A 22692-nucleotide genomic window follows, 5' to 3' on the forward strand; every position below is an offset into this window, starting at 1 on the left:
ATCCGATAGTTGTAAGAAGCAAAGTAAAGAAGGGAATGGAAACAGTTGGAGCGAGTAAAGAAAAAACGTAAGGTGAAAAAACGCTGGACCCCATTAAGGATTATGCTGTTAATCGCACTTGTTCTTGTCGTCGGTATTGGTGGGTTCATTGGTTATACATATTATCAAGTCGACCAGACAGTTAAGAAAATCCAATCACCGGTTAAAAATACAGGCGATAAAATCGTCGACGAGCAAAAACCGGTATCCGTCTTACTATTAGGCGTCGATCAGCGACCAGGAGAACGGGGACGTAGTGACTCGATCATGATCATGACGTTAAATCCAACGCGAAATGAAAGTCGCTTGATTAGTATTCCTCGTGATACGAAGGTCGATATCGTCGGTCACGGAACGAACGATAAAATCAACCATGCCTATTCATTCGGGGGACCGGAAATGGCAATCAAGACAGTCGAAAAATTCCTCAATATTCCGATTAACTACTACGCGGAAATCAATATGCAAGGATTCACTTCACTGGTTGATGCTGTCGGCGGGGTAACCGTGAATAATGATCTTGATTTTAAAGTAGGTGGGACGCACTTCCCGGTTGGTAAGATTAACCTGGATGGTGATTCAGCTTTAAAATTCACACGGATGCGTTACGAAGATCCACGTGGTGACTTCGGTCGTCAAATGCGTCAGCGGGAAGTCATCGCTCAAGTCGCTAACAAGCTTTCATCTGATGTATCAGTTAGTAACTTCAACGCGATCATGGATGTCGTTGGTAAAAATGCACAAACGAACGTCTCGTTTAAACCGATGCGGACACTTGCCTTCGATTACATGGATGCGTTCCGTAATCAAAAGAATCTAAAGCTTGAGGGGGCAGGCGGTAAAGAAGGAGATGGAATCTACTACTGGCACCCGACAGATGATTCTCTTAAAGAGACACAAACGGCACTTCGTTATTCACTGGGCCTCGAGTAAACACAAAAGCACCGAATCCTAACGGATCCGGTGCTTTTGATTTAGAAAGATTGCTCTGCCAGACGGACGCGGCTGACCGTACCATCCTTTGCGAATCGCTGTAGGCGATAGGAATTACTTGTGACGAGCCCTGTTGTGTCTGTTTCGAGTTGCAAGGGAGCGAGATTAGCTAACTGATCATTCGTAATCGATGTGTCTGTCCAATCAATCGCGACGACTCGATTTTGATCAAGAATGAAAAAATGTGTGGCATAGAAGAGATAGGAATGTACATCGTCCTGGTATGTCCGGTTCGGTGGACCAAAAGAAGCTGTGAGGTCTTCACTCGATTTTCCCATCAGATCCGTGATCGATCCTTCGACGAATTGAGTATTTAAATTATCCGTTACCCACGATACTAATGCTTCGTCTGTAATCGGATCACCCGTTAACTTCGTTGTCGTCTCAGCTGTTTTGACATAACCAGATAATTGATCTGTCACTTTGACTTGAGTGTTACCGTCTAATTTCTTCACGATCGGATACTGATCGCCAAAATCTGCTTCATACAAGACGGTCGTCATGCTCTCATCTGTATAAATGTTACTGTTTCGTTGATTAATGTATAGCGTCGTTGCCTCTTCTTTTGGAGTTGCTTTTTCTTTTTTCTTCTGTTTTGTCTCGGATTCGTTGACGGTAACGGGTTTTTCGACAGTGGATTCGGGAGTGGACTTTGATGCCACGAAATAATTCGAATACACGTATGTACCAGTAGCGCCTAATAAGAAGCAAAGAAGAAGCAAAGCGAGCCATCCCCAAGGAAGTTTCTTTTTTGAATGAAGTGTACTTGATTCATCACGCTTTCGCCGAGAGGACGTTTCCCGATAACTTCTTGATAGTACAGGTAATTCTTCCTCCTCTTCAGCCGGTAACGGACCATCTTCTTCAAGGAGTGGTCTTGAAACGAGTAAAGCTAAGAAGTCAGCGAGTTCATCATGGTGCTTTCCTTGTAAAAAAGCATTCCATTCCGCTACTGTGACGGTGTCTTCCTTAAATGGAACCAAAGGTGGATTACCGGTCAACCGGATCATCGTATCTGTCAACGATTCAGTTGAAGAAAGACTTGATTGAATTCGCTGATGTAAGCGAGAAATGTCTTCTTGTGAATGAGATGTATAGTACTGGAGTACTTGTAGTGAACGATGCATAAAAACGATTCCTCCTGTGTATGGATAGGGAAATGAATGAAAATAATTACAATCCACTTTTCATTATACGCAAACTTATAAAAAAACATATGGAATTTCTTAAAAAAAAATCAACCATTTCCCATTTATTTGTTATACTATTTTCTAGTTGATGAAAAATAGCCAGTGAATTAGAAAAATAAAGGAGAATTATCAAGCCATGAATGAAACGATTAGTTTACAAGAGTTGTTTTCGATTTTACGGAAATCGTTTTGGCGTATCCTTGCGCTAACGATTGTTGCTGCAGTCATTTCTTTTGCAGTCAGTACTTTTTTAGTCGACCCAACGTATCAAGCAGGTACACAAATCCTCGTCACACCGAAAAAACAGGAAAATGAAGTCATTGACGCCTCACAAGTTCAGTCGTCTGTCACATTAGTCAATACATACCGGGTCATCATTAAAAGCCCCGCTATTTTAGAGAAAGTTCAAAAAGAAGTCTCAAACGCTCCAACTAATTTAACGACATTGAATAATATGATCACGGTCGAAAGTGAACAAAACTCTCAGGTCATCAACGTTTCTGTTCAAAGCACGGATGCGGCATTAGCGTCGAATATCGCGAACTCAATCGCGAATGTGTTCAGTGAAGACATTCCAGAATTAATGAATGTCGATAACGTTAAAGTCCTTTCAGTATCTGGCATCCCTACGACACCAGTCAGCCCGAATATTCTTTTGAATACAGCGATTGCTGCTGTCGTCGGATTTTTACTTGGTGTAGGTCTTGCGTTCCTGCGTGAAGTACTGGATCGTCGTATTCGGACAGAAGAGCAAGTTCAACAAATCCTCGATCTCCCGGTCCTTGGAAGTATCCCGGATATCGATAGTAAGATTTTCAAGACTTCAGCAAAAAAGGCAAGTAAGCGAGAGGTGGTCAAACAGTATGGCTAAGAAAAACAACAAGATGAATAAAGACGCGCGAAAGCTGATTACTGTTACACAGCCAAAGTCTCCTGTAGCCGAGCAATACCGAACGATTCGCACGAACATCGAGTTCATGGCAGTCGATCAGGAAATTCAAGCAATTCTCGTCACGTCTGCGACGCAAAGCGAAGGGAAATCGACGACTGCTTCGAACTTAGCGGTCGCTTATGCCCAGCAAGGTAAAAAAGTCTTGATCATTGATACGGACATGCGTCGTCCGACAGTTCATTACACGTTCAAGGTAGCAAATGGACTAGGGCTTTCTAGTCTGCTAACGCGCCAAGCGGAAAAAGACAAGGCGATTTTACCGACAAAAATTGAGAATCTGTCGATCCTGACAGCAGGTCCGATTCCACCGAACCCGGCTGAATTATTATCTTCACGAGCAATGGAACATCTCGTTTCACAGCTACGAGAGGAATTCGAGATCATCATCTTCGATGCACCACCTTTATTACAGGTGGCGGATAGCCGTATTACATCGAAACTGACAGATGGTGTCGTCCTAGTCGTTGGTTGTACGACATCAGATCGCCAACGCGTTCTGAAAGCAAAAGAACAACTGGAACTAGCGGAAGCTAAAATTCTGGGCGTCGTATTAAATCGCCGCGAACTGACGGATGATTCGGCATATCAATACTACTATTCCTATGAGTGAGGGAACTAATCATGATTGACGTACATTGTCATATACTGCCTCTTGTCGATGATGGTCCAGCGAGTGTCGAACACGCACTTCAACTCGCAGAACAAGCTGTCGAAGAGGGTATTACGCGTATTATCGCGACACCGCATCTCTATCATCCTCAATTTGAGACAGAAGATGTCGATGTCAAGTTGACTGTCAATGAATTCAATGTGTTATTAAATCAACGCAACATTCCGTTAACTGTCTATCCAGGTCATGAGATTCGATTGATTGGTGAGTTGATGGAAGAGCTGGAGGCAGGGAAAGCCTTGCCTCTCTCAGGTTCGCGTTATCTGTTGATTGAGTTTCCGTCAACAGGAATTCCGTCGTATGCTCGACAGGTATTCGCAGAATTGATTTCAGATGGTTTTGTACCGATCATTGCGCATCCGGAGAAAAACAAAGCAATCATTCAAAATCCGTCTTTATTGTTTGAGCTTGTTTCTAACGGCGCAATCAGCCAAGTGACATGTGCAAGCTTGGTCGGTAAATACGGAAAAGATGTCCAACGATTTGCAGTTGCTCTACTCGAAAATGGATTAGCGCACCTTGTTGCTTCAGACGCCCATCATATCGAGAAGCGCCCATTCTATTGGAAGCAGTGTGAAACGTATCTCGAGAAGACGCTAGATGATTGGTTATTTGAAGAAATCTATGAAAACAATGAAGCGGTATTCTTAAATCAAATGGTTACCATTAATCCACCAAGTCCAATCGAAAAGAATTGGAAAGGGCACTGGAAGTAACATTAAGACTTGTAAAGAATAGAGAAGAGAGTGAATTAGCACTCTCTTTTTTCTATGTTAACGCTTACATTATGAATATATGGAAAAGTTTATGGAATTACGTAATAGGTATATGGTATTGTATTTTACATAAAGATTGGAATACTAATAATAAATTGGTAGCCATTTATTCATTTGATAGGAGTGTTTTTCATGATTAAAGTAAAAAAGGCAGTCATTCCAGCAGCTGGATTAGGTACACGATTTTTACCGGCTACGAAAGCGATGCCAAAAGAAATGTTACCAATCGTTGATAAGCCAACGATTCAGTACATCATTGAAGAAGCTGTAGAATCAGGGATTGAAGATATATTGATCATCACTGGAAAAGGAAAACGAGCAATTGAAGATCATTTTGACTCTGTTCCTGAGCTTGAGGCGAATCTGATTTCCAAAAATAAATCAGAATTACTATATCTAGTTGAGGCAACGACGAACATCAATATTCATTTCATTCGTCAGTCAAAACCTAAAGGTCTAGGAGATGCGATCTTGCAGGCGAAAGCATTCGTCGGGAATGAACCATTCGTCGTCATGCTCGGCGATGACATCGTTCAAGCAGAGACACCATGTACGCGTCAATTGATTGAGCAATACGAGATCACGAACAGCTCGATCATCGGTGTGCAACCGGTAGCAGATAAGGATACGCATCGTTATGGGATCGTTGATCCAGGAACGAGTATCTCGAACCAGTTACATAAAGTAAAATCATTCGTCGAAAAACCGTCGCCAGGAACAGCACCTTCTAATCTAGCGATTCTCGGGCGTTACTTGTTGACGCCAGAAATCTTTAAATACTTGGAAACACAGGAAGAAGGTTCAGGTGGAGAAATCCAATTGACGGATGCAATCACACGGTTGAATGAGATGCAACGTGTCTTTGCTTACGAATTTGATGGAAAGCGTTACGATGTCGGCGAAAAATTAGGATTCATCCAAACGACACTTGAATTTGCGTTGAACCGTGAGGATTTGAGCGAAGAGGTCGCAGCCATGATGAAAGAATTATTAGCTATGCATGAAGCGAAATCTTCACTCGTATAAAGATACTTTGATACAGGAGAGAGGAGACCAAAGGTAGTGAAGATCTATTATTATATCCGAACGATCACACTGGCCTGTTTAGACGCAATCGCACTCGTCATCGCAATGGGATTTACTTATTTTTTCTTATATCCGAAGGAATTATTTCAAACCATCGATAGCCGTTCCTTGTTACAGTCAGCGGCTATCTTTGCGGTGCTGTTCGTGATCATTGCTTTTGCGATGAAGTTGTATCGCGTCAACTGGAAGTATGCAAGTATACAGGAAGCGATGACGTTATCGTTATCACTAGCTCTTAGTTCAATCGGACTCGTGATAGTTCAATTGACGATGTTCGGTCAAGTATTGGAACGAATCACGATTCTGAGTTTTATAATCAGTCTTTTGTTACTAGGAGCAATTCGTGTCACGTTAAGGCTACTCGGTGTCGGTCAGCACTGGCGCAAATATGCGCTGCCAAGACGGATGGTGAAGTCTCGGAAACGGACGCTCGTCATCGGTGCTGGACGCGCAGGGCGAGCATTGGTGAGACAGCTGTATGCCTCACCATTTCATGAACTGAAGCCAGTTGTATTCGTAGACGATGATCCGAAAAATCTGCATTTCATGATTCAAGGACTCGAAGTCGCTGGTACGACGAACGATCTAAAGGCAGTCATTGAGCGGCACAAAATTGAAGCAATCGTCTTAGCAATTCCTTCATTGTCGCAACAACGACGGATTGAATTAATCACGGAAGCAAAAACACTTTGTGAGGATGTTCAAACGTTGCCGATGATTGAAGAACTCGTCACCGGGAAAATCTCGGTCAACGCGATTCGGGACGTTTCGATTGCCGATTTACTCGGACGTGAACCTGTCGAACTGGATATCTCCGGTATAAAAGGAGAAATCGAAGGTCGAACGGTTCTTGTCACGGGAGCAGGTGGATCGATTGGATCAGAAATCTGTCGTCAAATCATTCAGTTCAATCCAACGACGCTTCTCTTGCTTGGTCATGGAGAAAATAGCATTTATTTGATCGAACGGGAACTACGTGCCCTGCAGACATCCATCAATCTAGTACCGGTTATCGCAGATGTACAAGATCGGATGCGATTAGAAGATATCTTCACGCAGCATCGACCAGATGTCGTCTTCCATGCAGCGGCACATAAACATGTACCATTAATGGAAGCAAATCCGTATGAGTCAGTCAAGAACAACGTGTATGGAACCAAAAACGTTGCGGAAGTTGCTCATTTACATCAGGTCGAGCGGTTTGTCATGATTTCGACGGATAAGGCAGTCAACCCGACGAACGTCATGGGTTCGACGAAGCGAATTGCCGAGATGATCGTTCAGGATTTAGGAAAACGAAGTGAAACGAAATTCGCTGTCGTCCGATTTGGAAATGTCTTAGGAAGCCGAGGTTCGGTCATCCCACTCTTCAAGTCACAGATTGCAGCAGGTGGACCAGTCACCGTGACTCATCCAGAAATGACGCGTTTCTTCATGACGATTCCCGAAGCAAGCCGTCTTGTCATCCAAGCGGGAATCTTAGCGGATGGGGGAGAAGTCTTTGTACTTGATATGGGAGAACCTGTTAAAATCGTCGATCTTGCGAAGAATATGATTGAATTGAGTGGGTTTACGGAAGATGAGATGCCAATCGTCTTCTCAGGCATTCGTCCAGGTGAAAAGATGTATGAGGAGTTGCTGAAAGATGGAGAGGTCGATCCGGAAGCAATCTATCCGAAGATTTTCGTAGGACGAACGAAACAGGTCGAACCAGTAGAAACGATTCTACGAATGGTTGAAAATCATCACTTGAATCCGATTCAGCTACGGAACGTGTTACTTGATATCGCCAACGATGTCGCAATGAAAGAACAAAAATTAGTATAAACATAAGGAGCTAAAGCAAATGAGTTATATGGCGTTTAAACGTTCGCTAGGATTTTTCTTGGCGCTGGTAGCGTGTGTCGTGTTGATCCCGGTCTTCCTCTTCATCATGGGGGCAATCAAATTTGAATCTCGTGGACCCGTCTTTTTCAAACAAAAACGGGTAGGTCTGAAAAAGAGTCATTTCAACATTTTGAAATTCCGGACAATGTATATCGAGACACCTCAGGATACGCCGACTCATTTGCTTGCTGATCCGGATGTCTATATTACACGTGTCGGGAAATTTCTACGTAAAACAAGTCTTGATGAATTACCACAACTGTTTAACATTTTAAAAGGTGAGATGAGTTTTGTTGGACCACGTCCAGCACTTTGGAATCAGTATGACTTGATTGACGAACGCGATAAATATGGTGCGAATGATACGTTACCAGGGTTAACAGGCTGGGCACAAATCAACGGACGTGATGAATTACCAATCGAAACCAAAGCGAAGTTAGACGGCGATTATGTGAAGCGTATGGGAATCATCATGGATACACGTTGTTTCATTGCAACGATCTTCAGTGTGTTGAAAAGTGATGGTGTAGTTGAAGGTGGTACTGGAACAATTTCATCAAAAGAAGCCGCGAGTACGAAGGAGTAAATAATGAAAAGAGTATTAGTAACAGGAACTAACGGTTACATAGGAAATAAATTCAAAGAGTATATCTCAAAACATCAGATTGAAATCGATTTAGATTATATTTCTGTAAGAGACGATTCATGGAAAAGTATAGATTTTAATAAATATGACTCTATTTTACATTTAGCAGGAATTGCACATGTTTCTAGAAATCCAAAGTTAAAAGAAAAATATTATAAAATAAATCGCGATTTAACAATTCAATTAGCTGAAAAAGCAAAGAAGGAAAAAGTTAAGCAATTTATATTTATGAGTAGCATAATCATTTACGGACAATTTGAAAATGAGATTAATGATTTAACAATTCCGAAGCCCTCTGATTTTTATGGAGATAGTAAATTGCAAGCAGATATATATTTACAAAACATGACAGATGACATTTTTAAAACTGCAGTAATTAGAACTCCAGTTGTTTATGGATATGAATCAAAAGGAAATTTTGTAAAACTGATTAAATTATCGAAAAAAATAAAATACTTTTTTGATTACAATGATAAAAAAAGTATGATTTATGTTGATAATTTAAATAATTTAGTGAGTCTCATAATTTCAAATGAGTATCATGGAGTATTTTATCCTCAAAACAAAGAATATGTTAGTATTAAAAACATTGTTCAAATTTCGAATGAACTGATGGGTAAAAAGATATACTTTACTCGAAGATTCAATTGGATAATAAAATTAATGACAAAAAAGATAAGTTTCTTCAATAAAATTTTTGGTGATAAGTTTTATCAATTAGATACACACAAATTTTATAAAAATTTAGATTATCAAAAAATAACTTTAGAAGAATCAATAAAAAATAGTATTGGTAAGTAATAAAAGGAGAATTGAACTATAGTGAAAAAAAAAATATTATTCCTGGGCAACCATGCATTCGTTATATACAACTTTCGAAAAGAACTAATTCAAACTCTATTAAGTAATGGATATGAAGTTATTCTATCAATGCCCTATGATAAAGATAAGGTTCCTATATTGGAATCATGGGGTTGTAGATTTATTGAAACAAAAGTTGATAGACGAGGCACAAATATATTTAAAGATATAAAATTATTTTTATTTTATCTGAAATTAATTAATACTGTAAAACCTGATAAAGTCTTAACTTACACTATAAAACCTAATTTGTATGGTGGATTATCTAGTAGATTATGTAAAATTCCATACATTGCTAATATAACTGGCTTGGGTAGCGGGTTTAAAAAAGATGGACTTCTAAAAAACATTCTTCAATTATTGTATAAAATTTCTTTAAAGAATGCGCAGAAAGTATTCTTACAAAATACTTCAGATCAACAAATTATTAAAGGTTTGAATGTAGTTTCGGAAGACAAAATGGGTCTTTTACCTGGATCAGGCGTGAATTTGAATGAATTTAAATTTATCGAAAACCGTATAAATAATACATTTAAATTTATTTTTGTAGGACGAATCATGAAAGATAAAGGTATATACGAGTATTTAGAGGCTGCTAAAAAAATATACGATAGCAAAGAATATAAAGCAGAATTTCTTTTAGTTGGATTTATTGAATCAACAGAAATCGAACTAAATCAAAAAATAAAAAACTATCACGATAAAGGAATAATAAGATATTTAGGATATCAAAAAGATGTAAAACCCTTTATTAGTCAATCAAACTCTTTAATTCAGCCATCACATGGTGGAGAAGGAATGTCTAATGTTCTTTTAGAGGCAGGGGCAATGGGACGAATTTTATTAGCGTCTAATGTTCCAGGTTGTAAAGAAATTATCAATGATAAAAAAAACGGATTTGTGTTTTTTAGTAAAGACGCTGATGATTTGACAGAAAAAATCAAAAAAACACTTAGAATTTCTGAAAATGATTTATATAAAATGTCTTTAGAATCCAGGAAGTTTGTAGAACTTAATTTTAATAGACAAATTGTAATTAACGAATATATGGATATTATCGAAGACATTGAAAATTCCAAAAAAAGGGTTGCGAATAATGCGTAAAAGAGATAAAGTAAAAAAATTTAAAGTCATAATAACTTTTCTTGAAAATATCTTCAGATTTTTACCTAAAAAAATTTGCTATTTAATTCTTTCTTATTGTAGGAATTTGCAAGGTAATATTGGTTTTTTATTACGATATTTAGCTTTAACTCGGTTAACTAAGAAGTGTGGATCAAATATCGCTATTTTTCCAGGAGTTTACTTGCATAGACTTGAGAACTTGATTATTGGAAGTAATGTAAGTATACATTCAATGTGTTATATAGATGCAATTGGTGGCATTACTATAGGGGATGACGTTTCAATTGCTCATAACTCTTCAATTTTATCTGAGGAACATAATTATAATGACTTGACAAAAAATATTAAAGACCAGGGATGTAGTTATAAGTTTACTGAGATTGAAAATAACGTTTGGATTGGTGCTGGAGTTAGAATTCTAGCAGGATCTACAATAAAAACAGGAAATGTTATTGCTGCAGGATCCGTTGTGAAAAACACTATCGAATCTAACTCATTATATGCAGGTATTCCAGCAAAATTAATCAAAAAGAGGGGCTTATGAATAGTGAAAGTTTTATTTGCACACGATCATACTTTTTATAAGTACAAAGAAAATTATTATAGTACTGGTGGATTATCAAATGAAATGCTACAACGTTATTTAATACAGTTTGATGAACTAAAAATTGTAAGTAGGCAAAATGAATTAAACGAAAAAATTGATGACAAATTGACTAAAGCTTCAGGAGAAAATATATCTTTTGTAAAAATAGAAAATTTTAAAAAAATTAAAAAAATTTATTTGAGAAACAAAGAGTTGAAAAAAATCGAATCGGAAGTAGTAAATTCTGATTATGTTATTGCTAGAATTCCTAGTTCTATAGGGGAAGCAGCTATAAAGTATGCAAGAGTACATAATAAACCCTATTTAATCGAATTGGTAGCCTGCACTTGGGATTCATTATGGAATCACAGTATTGTTGGGAAAATTGTAGCACCGTTTTCTTATTTTAAATTAAAAAAAATAGTTAATGATGCACCTTATTGTGTTTATGTAACCTCGAAATTTTTACAAAAAAGATATCCTAATCAAAAGAAAAGTATCAATTGTTCAAATGTTAATTTAAAAAATTTACCTTTATTAAAACGAGATATAACAGTGGTAAAGAAGAAAATCATAATAGGAACGACAGCAGCAGTAAATGTAAAATATAAAGGTCAGAAATTTATCATTGAAGCTCTTGGAGAACTTAAGAAAAAGGGTATTCACAACATTGAATATCAACTTGTTGGAAATGGAGAACAAACTTATTTAAAAAAAATTGCTAAAAAAAATAATGTCGAAGATCAAGTTGTTTTCTTGGGAGGATTAAAGCATCAAGATGTTTTAAATTGGTTGGATACTTTAGCTATTTACATTCAACCCAGTTTACAAGAAGGTTTACCTAGAGCACTAATAGAAGCGATGAGTAGAGGAATTCCTTGTTTAGGAACTGACCGTGCTGGAATTCCAGAATTAATTTCTAGTTCTGCTTTAATTAAAGTGAATAGTGAAACTAGTCATAGTTTTGCTGATTCAATATACAAATTGATTAATAATGTTGATTTACAAAGTCAATACAGTCAAGAAAATTACAATGAATCTAAAAATTACTATCATGAAAAAATTGAGAATAGGAGACAAGAATTTTTTAAAGAATTTATAAAAAATTCATAAAAAAAATGTATATAACATCTACTATTTCGTTCTATATTATATTGATTCTGGTTAATGTATTTCTAGTTAAGCTCTCAGAATGGTTTTCTTATAAAGAAAAACCTAACCCTTTGTTTTGGAACTTGTCAATGTTTTCTTTAATTTTTGTTATGGGTTATCGATCTATTGATGTTGGAGTCGATGATAAAAACTATCTAATAAACTATAATGCAGCAAATACATTAAGTTTATTAGACTACTACTCTAGTAGAGTAACTGAACCTGGTTTTTATTTATTAAACAGGCTAGTTGGAATGATATTCGATGATTTTCAAATAGTAATTTTAGTTTCTTCATTTATAACTATTTTTCTATTTTATAAAGCATTTGAATTTGAGTTTAAAAAAATCTCATTAACTTTATTAATTTTTATATTTATAACTACTCAATATTTTTATTACTTTGGGATTGTAAGACTTGGTATAGCAGCAGCAATAATTGCATATGCTTACAGATTTATAGTTAGAAAAGAGCCCAAAAAAGTAGTTGTATCAATTTTGATAGCAACTCTATTCCATTACTCAGCGTTATTTTGTTTTATATTTTTGTTTTTTATGGAGAGAAATCCTAAAAAAACCCTTAAACACGTATTTAAAAACAATAAAATTTTGAAGGTAATAGTAGTAATTCCTATTTTATTTTTATCTATTCGATTTTTAGTATATCCTCTAATTACAATTGATAGATACCAAGGATATGTAAATAGCGACATTCTACTAAACTTTGGCTTTCTCACAACGCTTCCATTTCTAATTATTTTTAGTATAAAATTAAAAGATATAAAAAAAGATGAACACTACTATATTTACTATATTTTATTTATTGTAAAAGTATTGATAGAAATATTTTCGCCTCTTATTGGAATAGGAAGAATGGTTTGGTATGTAAATATTACGCTATGTTATCTAATGTGCAAAGTAATAAAGGTAGAAAAGAATATTTTTGTAAAGTATGTTCTTTTTATAACTGTAATATCTTATTCAATTTACTATTTAAATTACGCTTATTTTAGTGATGTAACATCGATCAGAAGCATGTATTTAATTCCATATAAAAATACATTCTTTGAGTTTTTTGAATAAATTCATAGGAGATAACATATGAAGAAAGTAAATTTTTTAATAGGAACACTTTCCTCGGGAGGTGCCGAAAGAGTAGTTTCAAATTTGTCTTTAAATATGGACAAACAAATTGAGAAGAATATCATACTGTTCGGAGAAAATCAAAAAATCATATACGACTACTCAGGGCAAATCATATCATTAGATAAATCAAATCCAAGAAAACTTAAAAACAAAATAATCACCTTATTGAATAGAGTGAAAGAAATTAGAAAAATTAAAAGAGAATCCCAAGCACCAATGATTAGTTTTTTAGAATATCCTAACATTTTAAATCTGTTAACTAAATCTAGCGGTAAAACTATTATTTCAGTTAGAAATCATATGACTAAAAAACATAGTAAAGGCATAAAATCATTTTTTTGGAGATGTACAATTAAATATTTATATAAATATGCTGATGAAATCATTGTTGTATCTAAAGAAATTAAAAATGATTTGATTGTCAACTATAAAATCCCCTCTGAAAAAATAAATCTTATATATAATTCTTATCCTATAGAGGACATAAAAGAAAAATCATTAAAAAATTACCATTTCAATAAGCTAAAATTTGATACTAATCAAAAATTTATTTGTACAGTTGGAAGATTAAATACTCAAAAGGGTCATAAATATCTAATTGACGTATTTTCTTTAGTTTTAAATCAAAATCCTGATGTTAAGTTAGTTATTGTCGGGGAAGGTCCACTAAAAGCAGAGTTAGTCGGTCAATGTGAGAGGTTAGGAATCGTTGATGCTGTATATTTTGTTGATTTTATTGATAATCCTTTTGAGATTGTTTCCAGAGCAAGAGCATTCGTTTTATCATCTAGATTTGAAGGGTTTCCAAACGCTTTACTTGAAGCAATGATATGCGAAACTCCTGTAATTGCTACTGATTGTCCCTCAGGTCCAAAAGAAATCCTTGGTGAAGGTAAGCATAATCACGGCTTTCTAATTGGAAATTTAGATTCTCAAAATATTGAAGAGACGAAGAAAGATTTATATGAAAAAATTAATTTACTTTTAAACGATAATATAATTTATGAAGACTATAAGAATAGAGCAATTGCTAGATCAAATGACTTTAATATAAAAAAAATTATAAAACAATGGGAAAAATTAATATGAAAGAATTAATTAACTATTTAAATAAAGATTTGCTATCTAAATCTAAAAGAAAAATCCTTCTTTTTGCTTATATTATATTAAATAAAGGAAACTTGAATGCGGTCTTAAGCACAAAAGCGTATTTGATTTTTTCGAATAAGAAAGGACTTATTTATAAAATCATTACGCTGCTTATAAAGAACTATTTAATTAAGAATTATGGTATTGAATTAAGTAGAAATGTAAAAATTGGTAAAAACTTTAGATATGGACATGCGAATGGAATAATTTTAGGTGAAGGAGTAGTTATTGAAGATAACGTTACAATTTATCAACAAGTAACAATCGGATTATCTAATTTAAAACAAAAAGGAAATTTAAAAGACTATCCACATATAAAAAATAATGTTGTTATATACGCCGGTGCTAAAATTATTGGAAATATAGTAATTAATGAGGGTTCTATAATAGGAGCTAATGCTGTGATCAATAGAACCACTGAAAAAAATGGGATCTATGCAGGTATACCTGCAAAAAAAATCAGGTGAGAAAATGAATAAATTTAGTTATAAAAATCTTTTAAAGGATTCATTTATTTTTGCTGTTGGAAGTTTTGGAAGTAAAGTTATTGTCTTCTTTTTAATACCTTATTATACCTTTTACATAAGTAAAGATGATTTTGGAACATATGATTTAATCAATACTTCTGTGAATTTAGTTTTCCCTATTATCACTTTAGCGATATATGAATCAACTTTAAGATTTAACTTAGAAGAAAATACCGATAAAAGTTCTATTCTTTCTAACAGTATATTCATTTTTGTAATTGGTTCTATTTTTACGCTTGCTGCTTCTACTTTATCTATCATTATATTTAATTTAAATATAATGATTTCTATTTCTACGTGTTTATTAATATTACTCAATGCTTTTCAAAAAATATTAGTTCAATATATACGTGGAATAAAGAAAGTTAAACTTTTTGTGATAAATGGAGTAATTATTTCTATTTTGACAAGCTTGATGAGCATACTACTAGTTGGTGTATTGAAATTGGAACTAAAAGGAATTCTATATGCGTCAATGATTAGTATATTTATATCAAATATCTATTTATTGAAATTTTCAAATTTATATAAGATGATCCAAGTTTCAAAAATAGACTTTTCTATGCTTAAAAATATGTTGAAATATTCTATACCACTAATTCCAAATACATTAAGTTTATGGATAACTAGTAGTTCAAACCGTTTTTTCATTTTGTTCTTTTTAGGTTCATCATCTAATGGCTTATTTGCAGTCGCATATAAATTTGCTGCAATAATGACATTAATTAACTCATTTTTTTTTCAAGCTTGGCAAATTGTTGCGTCAGAGCAGTATACGTCAAAAAATAGAAATGAAATTTATGAGAATGTATTTAAATACTTTTCTTTTATCATGATTACTGCTGGTTCTTTATTGATAATAATTGTTAAACCACTATTTGAAATGGTGACTGATGATGCCTACAGTAGCGCATGGAAACTAGTTCCTTATCTTATTGTGGGATCTATAATATCAGGCTTTTCTAGTTTCGTAGGTACTAATTATTCTGCGGCCAAAAATACTGTTGGAGTCTTTAAAACTACAATAATTGGTGCAATTATTAATACTATACTTTGTATAATATTAATACCGATAAATGGACTTTATGGTGTTTGTATTTCATTTGCTTTAAGTTATTTTGTTATTTTTGTAGTGAGAATTAATGACACAAATAAAATTTTGAAATCAAACCAATCTTTTTTCTCAACATATGTATTAATTCTAATATTATTCATGCAAGCAAGTATTCGTATTCTTGAGCTTAATGTATATTTACAATATGTTTTTCAGGTAATCCTTTTTTTTAGTATTACTTATTCATTTAAAGGAAACTATAAAAAAATTGCTGTTAATATAAAAAAGAAGAGAGTGAGTTAATTTGAAAGGTAATAACAATGTGATATTAGTTACAGGGGTAGCTGGTTTTGTAGGTTTTCATGTCAGTAAAAAGTTAATCGATCTTGGGTATGAAGTGATAGGTGTAGATAATGTAAATTCATATTATGATATTAATTTAAAAAAGAGCCGTCTTGAGAAACTGAATAAAAAAGACAACTATAAATTTATTCATTGCGATATTTCCGATAAAGAAAAACTTATCGACGTTTTTCAAACATACTTGCCAACAGTTGTAATTAATCTAGCGGCTCAAGCCGGTGTTCGTTATTCAATTGAAAACCCATTAGCTTATCTAGACTCTAATCTCACAGGATTTTTAAATATTTTAGAAGCATGTCGTAATTATCCGGTAAAACATCTCCTCTATGCTTCTTCTAGCTCAGTTTATGGAGGAAACAAAGTAGCACCTTTCTCAACGAACCACAATGTCGATCACCCAGTCAGTCTTTATGCAGCCACAAAGAAATCAAATGAATTAATGGCTCATACATATAGTCATTTATATGGTATCCCTACGACAGGTCTACGCTTCTTTACCGTCTATGGTCCATGGGGACGACCGGACATGGCATACTTCTCCTTTACGAAAGATATCATCGAAGGCAATCCAATTAAAGTCTTTAATCACGGGAAGATGGAGCGCGATTTCACTTACATTGATGACATCGTCGAGGGAATCGTGAAACTGATTCCGCGTGCCCCGGAACCGAACACACAGTGGGATGAAAGCACAGATGAATTAGGTGCGAGCTTTGCTCCATATCGTGTCTATAATATCGGAAACAACCAACCGGTCCAGCTAATGAAATTCATCAACGTCTTAGAAGAGAAAATCGGTAAGGAAGCTAATAAGCAATACATGGAGATGCAGCCAGGTGACGTTCTACGTACGTATGCCGATGTCTCAGAATTAGAACGAGACATTGACTTTAAACCGAGCACGAGTATTGAAGAAGGTCTCGGGAAGTTCGTCGATTGGTATAAAGAATACTATAATATTACAAACTGAAAAGGATGAGACACTTGAAAATCACAGTAGCAGGAACAGGATACGTTGGTCTATCAATGGCTGTATTACTCGCACAACATAATGAAGTCACATCAATTGATATCATTAAAGAACGAGTCGAAATGGTCAACAACCGTAAATCACCAATCGTTGACGCAGAAATCGAAAACTTCCTTCAACATAAGGAATTAAGTTTACACGCGACAACTGACAACTTCGAAGCTTACAAAGAAGCAGAATTCGTTGTTATCGCAACGCCAACGGATTACGATCCAACACGAAACTACTTCAATACGCGTACGGTTGAGAGTGTTGTTGCAACAGTCCTTGCGATTAATCCAGATGCGACGATGATCATCAAGTCGACGGTACCCGTCGGTTATACACAAGAATTGAAGGAGAAGTTCGATACACCGAACATCGTCTTCTCACCAGAGTTCTTGCGTGAGGGTCAAGCACTACATGACAACCTCTATCCATCACGAATCGTTGTTGGGGAACGTTCAGAGCGTGCGCAGCAGTTCGCAGACTTGTTACTACAAGGAGCAGTGAAGAAAGACGTTCCTGTCTTATTGACTGACTCGACGGAAGCAGAAGCGATCAAGCTCTTCTCGAACACCTATCTTGCAATGCGTGTCGCCTTCTTTAACGAACTCGATACATATGCAGAAGTCAGAAGCCTAGATTCTAAGCAAATCATCGAAGGTGTTGGTCTCGATAGCCGTATCGGTAGCCATTATAATAATCCGTCATTCGGATATGGCGGATACTGCTTACCGAAAGATACGAAGCAGCTACTTGCGAACTATGAGGATGTTCCGAACAACATTATCGGGGCAATCGTCGAAGCGAACCGGACACGGAAAGACTATATTGCAGATACAATCATCAAACAAAATCCGAAAGTTGTCGGTGTCTATCGTCTGACGATGAAGACGGATTCGGACAACTTCCGTGCGTCATCCATCCAAGGCATCATGAAACGGATCAAGGCAAAAGGAATTGAAGTGACTGTCTTCGAACCAGTCTTGACGGAAGATACATTCTACAACTCACGTGTCATTCGTGACATTGAAGCGTTCAAACAAGAATCAGACATTATTCTCTCGAACCGCATGCATCCAGAGTTGAGTGATGTGGAAGAGAAGGTTTATACACGAGATTTGTATAGTAGAGATTAAAGCTACTTAGTGTTACGGATTGCACACGGGATAGATTAAATTACTGAGACCATTTAAGCGTAATGCTTGAGTGGTCTTTTTTATTAAATTCGTTTCATCATAGGGGTTATAAAAAAGTTTAAACTTCATAAATTATAAAAGCGAGATTGAATTAAAAAATGAATAAATAAGGAATAAATCCCTCATTTTTCAAAAAATAATGTACTATTATTAAAAGACTTATTTTACCTGTGGAAAGAGGGATACCAATGTCTATATCAATGGAACCGACAATTAATGTGTTTGACCAGTGGTTAAAAGAGAATGAAGGATTTTTAAATGAAATTCAAGAACCTACAACAGAAGATACAAAAGAGTTTTTTGATCGTCTAAAAAATTCTGGTATTCTTGGAAATCGATTAACCGTTGAATTTATTAGAGAAAATACTATGTCAAATGAGCCTAAAAGAAAAATTGTAAACTTTCGTGTTATGCAACCAAGTTCGACTGGGTACGTACCATGCCCCCATCCACTTAATCCAGATCGAATGTGGGAAATTTCTGGTGTCTGTTCGATTAAAGTAAATACCTCAGCTTCTCCATACTATAAATGTAGCTATGCACCGATGCGTAACCTGCGGACATTAAGTGAGTTAGTAACGTTCCTTCCGAATTCACTTAAACCAATAAAACTAGATTTATCAGAGAGATTACATCATCTCGGTGGTCAAGCACTTGTACAAGCTGCTGAGGAGACGTTCGGGACGGACATTACGACTACCGTAGTAGAACAAGTATTACGCTTGAAAGAAGAAGAAGTCGCAATTGCTCTTGAAAAACTAGAGTCACGGAAGATTTCTCATGAGGAAGAAGAAGCAAGAATCAAACAATCTCTCGAACAACGTCAGCAAGAAGTCGAGGCTGCACAAAATCAGTTAGATGAACAACTACGTATGATTTCCTCAAGTGAGCGTCAGCTCGTAGAAATGCTAATGGAAATTCGTAAAAGTGAGCCGTCAAAAGAAGAAAAGGCCCCTACACTTCCTTTTGAAAGGGAAACATTATTATCAACATTGCAATCACTCTTTTATCACAATCAAGATAAAAAGCTACTGTATGCTACTGATAAAATCGAGCTTTTTCTTCGTGCGATTCAGTCGAATGTCCTGCTCATTTTGAATGGTCCTTCTGGTACAGGGAAATCAAGTCTCGTCAACGCCTTCGCAAAAGCGTTAAAAGGTGCACGGTCAAGCATGGTACCGGTCCAATCGAGTTGGACGGATAAACAAGATTTGCTTGGTTATTTTAGTCCAAGCGAACGTCGTTATGTAGAAACACCATTTTTACGGGCATTGCTTGATGCTAAAAACACAGATGGTCTTCATTTGATTTGTCTTGATGAGATGAACTTATCACACGTTGAATACTATTTTGCAGAGTTTCTAAGTTTACGCGAACAAGATCGTCCCGTTATTTCGCTTTATCCAAAGCGTTACTTCGATGAAGCAAGTGAATTTTGTACTGTCTATAGAGAGAAGACAGAAACGACGTATGAAGAAGATATCAGATACCGAGATGCAAGTGCATTAATTGCCTATCCATCTGAACTTATGATTCCGGATAATGTGCGATTCATCGGAACATTGAATATGGATCATACAGTAAAACCTTTAAGTCCAAAAGTCATCGATCGGAGTTTGATTCTTGAACTGGATCATACGACGTTAGATGATGCGATCATCGAGGAAATCAAATCTAATCCACAGGTTGGTCAAATCGAGGTCCCTCTTTCAGAATTGACAAAGACAATACACGAAAGTGAACAGGTGGAAGAACTTGCAGATCGCATCATTGAGTTATCCAAGGGGCTGGATGCGATTTCAGATGCACGCATCAATGCGCGGGGACGTCAACAATTGATTCATATCCTCCAGTACAGTGAGTTAACGACGCAGACATTAGACCTCTTATTACAAGCGAAGTTATTACCGCGTATTCATTTCTCCACACGAAATGAAACAGCAATGAATGCGTTTTTAGCACTCCAATCAAAGGCGAAAACAGATTCTTATTCAAAAACAGTACAACGTCTTGAGAAAATGAAAAATAACGGCCGTTATATCAACTTTTTTAAATAAGAGGAGGGATTGAATGAAACTATTTGAAATTCAAGTCCGTCGTGTGAAGTCGAAAGTCGAAACGACTTCTAGCCTAGATCAGTTGTTCCAATCGCTTAATCCTGCAGCGAACCAAGTGACGACAGCACCGGTTCGACAAATAAAGGTTGGTCCTGAACTTCAAAAGAAAAACGGAGTCTATCAAAGTATAGAGTATACAAGACGAGAGAAGCGTTTCATCCAAATTGGTGTGGAAATCGAAGCGAGTCGAATCGCTATAAAAGATATGCCGGAAATTCAGTTTGTTCAATCGTCTACTCTTAAAAATGTCTGGTATGAACTGAGTAACATTTGGTATGAAGATGGTTATGCGACATCACAATCTGCACGCTTTGGCATGAATGCATGCGGTCGCTTCATTGTAGAGGCTTACGATGAGGATGATATCATGATTGCACAGGAAGTCATCGTGATTTATCCACAAACGATGTCGTTCGAGCAGTATGAAATCATGCAGGCGGAAGTGCGGGAACTTTTTCGAGTCTTGGATACACGACCGGGTGCTTCTGATAATGAAAGAGAAGTCCTTGAATCACTGTTTCCTCTTGAAAGAATCGAACAGTACATTTACGATCTTCAATTAGCTCTCGACGAGATTATTGATGCTCCGATGGAAGCACTAAATGTCGAAAAGACTTTACTTTCACCTGAGCAAATTAAACGCTGGACATCTAGAACGTTGATCGAACATGAGCGAAAAAAGGGACAACCTAAAGTTCAGGCGGAAGTTACGTCCCGACATACGAACATACCGGAACATCAAATGATTCGGCTGATGCTTGAAACCATCTCTGAGCTACTTCACCAAGCAGAAATGATTGAACGAAGTAAGGTAACATCATTAGAAAATGAAGAACAAACACGACGATCGAAGCTAGGGTCGAGTCGAGAAGAATCAGGGGTCATTGAAGCATTGCGGCGGAAATATACAAAAACTCAAAATGATCGAGAATTCTTCAAAAAACGCACGATGCGCTTGAGAAAATTATTAGATGTAGTGGACTCGTTTCTTGTAACGCCCCTTTTTGAAGTAGAGGCGCTCGATATTGAAGAAACACATTTATCCGTTCATGACACGCGATACAATGAAGTATTTGAACTATATGAGGCTATTCAGTCACTGACTCCACAATTAAATCCGCAAAAGCAGGCATTCGTCCAACAAATGACGAATTCTCCACTTTTATTTGAAGTCTGGACGTTACTTCAGTTGTGTCAAGAGTTAAAAAAAATACGCTTCCGAACGGTGAATCAATCTGTGACCGATTTACTTCTTTCGCATCACGAACGATATGCTACCTTAAGCGGAGTAAGATTGCATTTTACACACGCTGATACGACTGATCAGATTTGGCTTGCATATGAACATGAAGTATTTTTACAACACCAATTTAATGAGAAACGTAAGCCAGACTTCTTGCTTTCTTATGCTGTAGAGGGGGACATGAATCGTCGAAACATTCACGTATTAGATGCTAAATACAAGCCGTATGGTGCTGCCTCTTTTACTGAGTCTTTAAAAGCTGACTTAGATAAGTCTGCTAGACGATACATGGCAGATTTTTTGGGAGAGGGAATGCCGGTTAGAAGCGCATCACTTGTGCATAGTGATATTAGTTCTGACATTCATCATTGGAACATCACCCCTGCTCCTGAGATATATGCATACTCGCATTTTCCAATCGCTCCTGGTCAAAATGAACATTTAAACACGTATATCAAGCGAATAGTGCATCATCATAACCATCGCCATGAAATATGCCCATCATGTGGGTCTGTTACGGAAGGAATTCCGAAATATAATGTGAATTCAGAAGAACCGTATAAATGGACATATATCTGCACATGTGACGAAGTTTGGGTAAATAATAGGTGCCGATATGGCTGGAGGCATGAACCGAGTACATTGCGAGATGTGCGTCTAATCAAATATGCAACAGGTAACTATAACTGGCAGGTCGATCAAGGATGGGATGTCCACTGTCCAGTTTGTCATAAAAATTATCATGGTTTAATACGTAATCCAGGACTAACTCCAAATATACTGAATGACGAAGACTTACCTTTTTAATCGTAAAAGGGGCTGATTCATAAGTCACTCTCAGATTAATTAAATGGCCGATGATTCCTTTTCTTCAAGGAGTCATCGGCCATGTCTATTCAAATTTTACTTGTTCGTTATAA

The 22692-nt window shown here is 36.3% G+C and carries 20 protein-coding genes; 19 read left to right on the forward strand and 1 reads right to left on the reverse strand.

The annotated features are described in order from the left end of the window. The first annotated feature begins 102 nt into the window (after nt 1–102). Complete coding sequence (locus tag ASG02_RS13550) at nt 103–972, forward strand: LCP family protein (protein WP_235514044.1); 870 nt, start codon at nt 103–105, stop codon at nt 970–972. Between the two features lie 41 nt (nt 973–1013). On the opposite strand, the gene ASG02_RS13555 is transcribed toward ASG02_RS13550, so the two are convergent. Continuing rightward, nucleotides 1014–2159: a hypothetical protein gene (locus tag ASG02_RS13555; protein WP_056064287.1), complete on the reverse strand. Its 1146-nt coding sequence runs from the start codon at nt 2157–2159 to the stop codon at nt 1014–1016. Between the two features lie 199 nt (nt 2160–2358). On the opposite strand from ASG02_RS13555, the gene ASG02_RS13560 reads away from it, so the two are divergent. From ASG02_RS13560 to ASG02_RS13645, 18 genes are all read left to right on the forward strand, one after another. Continuing rightward, on the forward strand, nt 2359–3093 hold the full coding sequence (locus tag ASG02_RS13560; protein WP_056064290.1) for a YveK family protein: 735 nt from the start codon (nt 2359–2361) through the stop codon (nt 3091–3093). After that, on the forward strand, nt 3086–3784 hold the full coding sequence (locus ASG02_RS13565) for a CpsD/CapB family tyrosine-protein kinase (protein WP_056064294.1): 699 nt from the start codon (nt 3086–3088) through the stop codon (nt 3782–3784). The genes ASG02_RS13560 and ASG02_RS13565 overlap by 8 nt, the downstream gene beginning before the upstream one ends. An 11-nt stretch (nt 3785–3795) precedes the next feature. Next, a complete protein-coding gene (locus ASG02_RS13570) occupies nt 3796–4560 on the forward strand; it encodes a tyrosine-protein phosphatase (protein WP_056064297.1) in 765 nt (254 codons plus the stop codon). 195 nt (nt 4561–4755) lie between these two features. Next, nucleotides 4756–5646 (forward strand): UTP--glucose-1-phosphate uridylyltransferase GalU, encoded by an 891-nt coding sequence (gene galU / locus ASG02_RS13575; RefSeq protein WP_056064355.1) that lies wholly within the window; start codon nt 4756–4758, stop codon nt 5644–5646. A 36-nt stretch (nt 5647–5682) separates the two neighbouring features. Further along, the gene (locus ASG02_RS13580; RefSeq protein ID WP_082478705.1) at nt 5683–7533 is read left to right on the forward strand and encodes a nucleoside-diphosphate sugar epimerase/dehydratase; all 1851 of its coding nucleotides are present in this window, start codon (nt 5683–5685) and stop codon (nt 7531–7533) included. Between the two features lie 19 nt (nt 7534–7552). Next, on the forward strand, nt 7553–8179 hold the full coding sequence (locus ASG02_RS13585; protein ID WP_056064300.1) for a sugar transferase: 627 nt from the start codon (nt 7553–7555) through the stop codon (nt 8177–8179). Nucleotides 8180–8182: 3 nt separating this feature from the next. Beyond that, nucleotides 8183–9040 carry an NAD-dependent epimerase/dehydratase family protein gene (locus ASG02_RS13590; protein ID WP_056064303.1) on the forward strand — a complete coding sequence of 286 codons (858 nt, stop codon included), beginning with the start codon at nt 8183–8185 and terminating at the stop codon, nt 9038–9040. 21 nt (nt 9041–9061) lie between these two features. Continuing rightward, nucleotides 9062–10204 (forward strand): glycosyltransferase family 4 protein, encoded by a 1143-nt coding sequence (locus ASG02_RS13595; RefSeq protein WP_056064306.1) that lies wholly within the window; start codon nt 9062–9064, stop codon nt 10202–10204. Then, complete coding sequence (locus ASG02_RS13600) at nt 10197–10769, forward strand: acyltransferase (protein WP_069201500.1); 573 nt, start codon at nt 10197–10199, stop codon at nt 10767–10769. Before ASG02_RS13595 ends, ASG02_RS13600 begins: the two co-directional genes overlap by 8 nt. A gap of 3 nt (nt 10770–10772) precedes the next feature. Continuing rightward, nucleotides 10773–11924: a glycosyltransferase gene (locus ASG02_RS13605; protein ID WP_056064311.1), complete on the forward strand. Its 1152-nt coding sequence runs from the start codon at nt 10773–10775 to the stop codon at nt 11922–11924. Nucleotides 11925–11929: 5 nt separating this feature from the next. Beyond that, the gene (locus ASG02_RS13610; RefSeq protein ID WP_082478706.1) at nt 11930–13045 is read left to right on the forward strand and encodes an EpsG family protein; all 1116 of its coding nucleotides are present in this window, start codon (nt 11930–11932) and stop codon (nt 13043–13045) included. Nucleotides 13046–13063: 18 nt separating this feature from the next. Continuing rightward, nucleotides 13064–14197 (forward strand): glycosyltransferase, encoded by a 1134-nt coding sequence (locus tag ASG02_RS13615; RefSeq protein ID WP_056064317.1) that lies wholly within the window; start codon nt 13064–13066, stop codon nt 14195–14197. After that, nucleotides 14194–14724 carry a serine O-acetyltransferase gene (locus tag ASG02_RS13620; protein ID WP_056064320.1) on the forward strand — a complete coding sequence of 177 codons (531 nt, stop codon included), beginning with the start codon at nt 14194–14196 and terminating at the stop codon, nt 14722–14724. Before ASG02_RS13615 ends, ASG02_RS13620 begins: the two co-directional genes overlap by 4 nt. 4 nt (nt 14725–14728) lie before the next feature. Next, on the forward strand, nt 14729–16141 hold the full coding sequence (locus tag ASG02_RS13625) for a lipopolysaccharide biosynthesis protein (protein WP_162236137.1): 1413 nt from the start codon (nt 14729–14731) through the stop codon (nt 16139–16141). A 19-nt stretch (nt 16142–16160) separates the two neighbouring features. Next, complete coding sequence (locus ASG02_RS13630; protein ID WP_056064365.1) at nt 16161–17171, forward strand: NAD-dependent epimerase; 1011 nt, start codon at nt 16161–16163, stop codon at nt 17169–17171. Nucleotides 17172–17185: 14 nt separating this feature from the next. Continuing rightward, nucleotides 17186–18352: a nucleotide sugar dehydrogenase gene (locus tag ASG02_RS13635; protein WP_056064326.1), complete on the forward strand. Its 1167-nt coding sequence runs from the start codon at nt 17186–17188 to the stop codon at nt 18350–18352. Between the two features lie 248 nt (nt 18353–18600). Continuing rightward, complete coding sequence (locus tag ASG02_RS13640; protein WP_082478708.1) at nt 18601–20469, forward strand: McrB family protein; 1869 nt, start codon at nt 18601–18603, stop codon at nt 20467–20469. A gap of 13 nt (nt 20470–20482) precedes the next feature. Then, a complete protein-coding gene (locus ASG02_RS13645) occupies nt 20483–22579 on the forward strand; it encodes a nuclease domain-containing protein (protein ID WP_056064332.1) in 2097 nt (698 codons plus the stop codon). Nucleotides 22580–22692: the final 113 nt, after the last annotated feature.

It is taken from the genome of Exiguobacterium sp. Leaf196 (genome assembly GCF_001423965.1).
Classification (GTDB): Bacteria; Bacillota; Bacilli; order Exiguobacteriales; family Exiguobacteriaceae; genus Exiguobacterium_A.